The organism is Chryseobacterium sp. CG10_8, from assembly GCF_058117085.1.
Genome location: NZ_JBYVEB010000174.1, coordinates 1 through 3,651, shown reverse-complemented (window position 1 = coordinate 3,651; position 3,651 = coordinate 1). Strand labels below are relative to the sequence as shown.

Annotated in this window: 4 protein-coding genes; all 4 read left to right on the top strand. The window is 36.3% G+C overall.

All coding sequences use genetic code 11. The features are described from left to right. Positions 1 to 843, top strand: an 843-nt coding sequence (locus AC4AGG_RS15715) for a T9SS type A sorting domain-containing protein (protein ID WP_489772967.1), incomplete at its 5' end; no start/stop codon positions are given. A gap of 61 nt (positions 844 to 904) precedes the next feature. After that, positions 905 to 1,612, top strand: a complete 708-nt coding sequence (locus tag AC4AGG_RS15710; protein ID WP_489772966.1) for an SDR family oxidoreductase — start codon at positions 905 to 907, stop codon at positions 1,610 to 1,612. A 182-nt stretch (positions 1,613 to 1,794) separates the two neighbouring features. Beyond that, entirely contained in the window at positions 1,795 to 2,541 is a 747-nt protein-coding gene (locus tag AC4AGG_RS15705) for an electron transfer flavoprotein subunit beta/FixA family protein (protein ID WP_489772965.1), read from the top strand. A 147-nt stretch (positions 2,542 to 2,688) separates the two neighbouring features. Beyond that, positions 2,689 to 3,636, top strand: coding sequence for an electron transfer flavoprotein subunit alpha/FixB family protein (locus tag AC4AGG_RS15700; protein ID WP_489772964.1), 948 nt, complete (start codon positions 2,689 to 2,691; stop codon positions 3,634 to 3,636). The last annotated feature ends 15 nt before the right edge of the window (positions 3,637 to 3,651 follow it).

Sequence of the window (3,651 nt, the reverse complement as noted above, 5' to 3'; positions counted from 1 at the left end):
AAAAATATTATGAAAAAAAATCTATTATTGTTTTTAATGATTGCAGGCTTGTCTCAAGGTCAGACTTTGCTTTCAGAAAATTTTGAAGGATCCACTTTTCCACCCACAGGTTGGACGAGAACAAATACCAATGCTTCAAGACAATGGGATTTGGTTACAACCAATTTTACAGCTGCTGGGCAAAGCACTTTTATAATTTCAGGTACAAATTCTGCAAGCATTGGTTGGGTAGCTGGTGCTAATACTGCTAATTTAGTTACTCCAACATTTAGTTTAGCTACTGCCACAAGTCCTGTATTAACATTTAAAGTAAAGGTAGGATGGTCGTATATGATTAACTTAAATGCAGGTAACCTCATAGCACAGATTTCTACTAATGGGGGAACTTCTTGGACAACTCTTTGGACTGAAGATAGTGAAACTGGTTTTACTGATGATGGTGATTCAAACGCTGATACTGATTTATACAACACGGTTGCAGTGCAACGAAGTTTATCTAGTTATATTGGACAATCTACTGTTCAAATTAGATTTCAGTATACGGGTAACGATGCCGATTCGGTTTCAATTGATGATGTAATGGTTACAGCGGGCAATCTTGGGACGACTGAAGTTACAGATAAAAGTTTTTCAATTATGGAAAGTCCCACACAGGGGAAAATTGCTATTCAGTCCAAAGATGGGATAACTGGTTTGAGGGTGTATGATTCGGTGGGTAAATTGATTGCTGAAAATAGAGGAGAAACCTCAATTGATATTTCAAATAGTCCGGCTGGGACATATTTTGTAAATATTGCATTTAAAAGTGGTCAGTTGAAAACAGCGAAAGTTATCAAAAAATAATTTCAATAAAATACATTTTTAAGCGCTCCGATTTTCGGAGCGTTTTTTTTATCTTCACCGAATGGAAAATCAAGTTATATATATCACAGGTGGAACCAAAGGAATTGGTTACGGAATTGCAGAAACATTACTTAAAAATGGTTATAGCGTGGCGTTTAGCGGACGAAAGATCGAAGATGTACAAAAAGCAGAACAAGAACTTTCGAAGATCTCTTCCCGAGTTTTGGGAGTAGTCTCTGATGTTACCAATCTGGAAACTGAACAGCAAACTATTGATGAGATTGTTAAAAAATTTGGTAAAATAGATAGCGTCATTGCTAATGCTGGATTGGGCGTTTTCAAACCGGTTGATGAATTAAGCATTGAAGATTGGAATGCGATGATTGATACCAACCTTACAGGAGCGTTTTTAACTTTGAAGGCAAGTCTCAATGAACTGAAGAGGAGTGAGGGGTATTATATTACCATTTCGAGTTTGGCGGGAGCTAATTTTTTTGAAAATGCAAGTGGTTACAACGCAAGCAAATTTGGTGTTACTGGTTTTACTCAAGCAGCGATGTTGGATTTGAGGAAGTACAATATCAAAGTATCGACGATTATGCCAGGAACGGTTTCTTCGCATTTCAATGGCAATCAGCCATCAGAAAAAGATGCTTGGAAAATTCAGCCTGAAGACATCGGAGAATTAATTATCGATGTTATGAAAATGAATCCAAGAACGCTTCCAAGTAAGATAGAGGTACGTCCTACACGTCCCGATTTGAAATAAAATTTTAACGGATTATTAGAGTTAAGTCTTGTTTCTATTTTGAAATCAGGTACTTAGTTCTGAATTGCGAAATCGATTGAGTTTTTGTATTTTTAATGCGTTGAATAATAAAACTTTAAAATATATTATGCATGCATAGTATTAATTTTTATCTTAGCGAAAATAATATCAATATATAATCAATGAAAATATTAGTTTGTATCAGTAGTGTTCCCGATACTACTTCTAAAATCAATTTTACAGCAGACAAATCTGCTTTTGACAAGAATGGAATTCAGTGGGTGATTAATCCTTTGGATGAGTTTGCTTTAACTAAGGCGATTCAGCTTCAGGCTTCCGCAGGTGCACAGGTAACTGTCATCAATGTAGGTGGTCAAGAAACTGAATCAGTAATTAGAAAAGCCTTAGCAATTGGTGCTAATGATGCGGTACGAGTTAATATGGAGCCAAAAGATAGCTATTCTACAGCTCGTGAAATTGCTGCGGCAGTTCAGAATGGAGGATATGATTTAATTCTTTGTGGTAAGGAATCCCTTGATTATAACGGAGCTGCTGTACCAGGAATGCTTGCAGAAATGCTAAATCGTCCATTTGTTAATGCTTGTGTAGGTTTAGAAGTTAATGGAAATCAAGTTAGCGCTGTAAGAGAAATTGAAGGTGGTAAAGAAACAGTTTCTGTTTCGCTTCCAGTTGTTATTGCTGGACAAAAAGGAATGGTGGACGAAAAAGATTTAATTATTCCAAATATGAGAGGAATTATGACAGCAAGAACCAAACCTTTGACAGTTGCTGAACCAACTTCAGCAGAGATGAAGGTAGAATCAGTATCTTTTGAGGCAGTTCCTGCGAGAGCTGCGGTTAAATTAGTTTCTGCTGATAATTTGGATGAGTTAGTACGTTTACTTCACGAAGAAGCCAAAGTGATTTAATAAAAAAAGAACCAAGTAAGGAGAGTCAAGTAAAAAAGGCAATTAATAAGTAAATTTTTAGTTTGTTAAAATTCTTTTGGGTTGTTTGATTCTTTTAACTTTTACCTTGCTTCTTACAATTAACCTTTAACTTTTAAAATAATAAAAATGTCAATATTCGTTTACGCAGAAAATATTAACGGAACATACAAAAAAGCAGCTTTTGAAGCAGTTTCTTTTGCTAAAGCTATTGCGGACAAAGCAGGAGATACTGTTACAGCGATTTCAATCAATCCTTCCGACGCTTCTGACTTGTTATATCAATACGGAGCTAATAAAGTAATTAATGTTAAAGATGAAGGTCTTAAAACTTTCAGTGCGAGAGCTTATTCTAAGGCAATTGCTGAAGTTTTTGATGGGTCAATCATCGTTTTTCCTCATACAACAGATTCTTCTTCGATTGCTCCAATGCTATCTGTGCAGAAAGGTTATTCTTTGATAACTAATACATTAGAAGCTCCAGAAAGTGTATCGCCTTTCCAAGTTAAGAGAAGAGCTTTCTCTGGAAAAGGTTTTATGGTAGCTAAGGCTGATACAGCTGGAGTTATTGTAACCGTTTCTCAGAATGCATATGGTGCAAAATCCAATCCAGTTGCTGGTTCGGAAGAAGTTAAAAGTCTTTCAGTTGCCAATGACGACATCAAAGTTGTTTCTCATGAGCAAGCTTCTGGTAAATTAGATTTGAAGGAAGCAGAAATCGTGGTTTCTGCAGGTCGTGGAATGAAGGGACCTGAAAATTGGGGAATGATTGAAGATTTAGCTAACGTTTTGGGTGCTGCAACAGCATGCTCTAAGCCAGTATCTGATATTGGTTGGAGACCACATTCGGAGCACGTTGGACAAACAGGAAAAGCGATTGCACCTAATTTGTATATTGCAATTGGTATTTCGGGAGCTATTCAACATTTGGCGGGAGTTAACTCTTCCAAAACTATTGTTGTAATTAATAGTGATCCAGAAGCACCTTTCTTCAAGTCTGCTGATTATGGAGTTGTTGGAGATGCTTTCCAGATTGTTCCTGCACTTACAGAAAAAATTAAAGCTTTGAAAGGATAATTTATTTCAAGTTTT